Genomic DNA, 698 nt, shown 5'->3' on the forward strand with positions numbered 1-698 from the left:
AACCCTTATTCAGCATCAAGTCTCTTTAATGCTTTTTTGTAAGCCTCATTTCTTTCGCGTTTTCCCACTGCAAGCACTGTAACTACTACTACGTCATCAAGTACCTGATACACCAACCTATATCCTGATTGACGTAATTTTATTTTATAAACATTATCGGCACCTAACACTCTATCTGGGGCTACGTGCGGTGTTTTTAACCTCTCTGCTAACTTCTTCTTCAATTGCTGCTGCAAAGTACTACCAAGCTTATTCCATTCTTTTAGGGCGCTTCTTTTAAACTCTAATTTATAGGTCATCCAAATTCACCGAAACGCTTTCTTCACCTTGCCTTTCTTTAACAAGCTGTAGTAGTTCCAGATCCTCCAAACGATCCATCATTTTTTCGTAAATCTCAGCTGGGACACAATAAAATGCGGGTTCATTCCTATTCAATATGGCGACAGGATCGCCATATGCACTGCTCGCAACTTTCATAGGGTTTGCTTTTAGTTCTGTAATACTTGCAGCAACTTCAGCCAAAACTCTAGCCGCCATAACGGTCTCCTAAAAGGTCTTTAATTAGGTCATTTTAGGCTATCATTGTTGGTTTAACAAGCGCATAAACTCGCTCACTACCTTCGCTGGGACAAAAATACGAAGACTCCCAGCGCTTCGCTTGGTATTGTAGCCTACATATTTTTGCCCGTTATGCGGGT

General features: G+C 41.0%; 2 protein-coding genes. Both read right to left on the reverse strand.

Annotated elements, in window-relative coordinates; genetic code table 11:
• Positions 1-5 precede the first annotated feature (5 nt).
• The gene (locus AC27HD_RS18820; protein WP_007991254.1) at positions 6-299 is read right to left on the reverse strand and encodes a type II toxin-antitoxin system RelE family toxin; all 294 of its coding nucleotides are present in this window, start codon (positions 297-299) and stop codon (positions 6-8) included.
• Entirely contained in the window at positions 289-537 is a 249-nt protein-coding gene (locus AC27HD_RS18825) for a type II toxin-antitoxin system Phd/YefM family antitoxin (protein ID WP_032095995.1), read from the reverse strand. Before AC27HD_RS18825 ends, AC27HD_RS18820 begins: the two co-directional genes overlap by 11 nt.
• Between the last annotated feature and the right edge of the window lie 161 nt (positions 538-698).

The sequence above is a fragment of the Alteromonas sp. 4NS20-0143 genome, assembly GCF_057542855.1.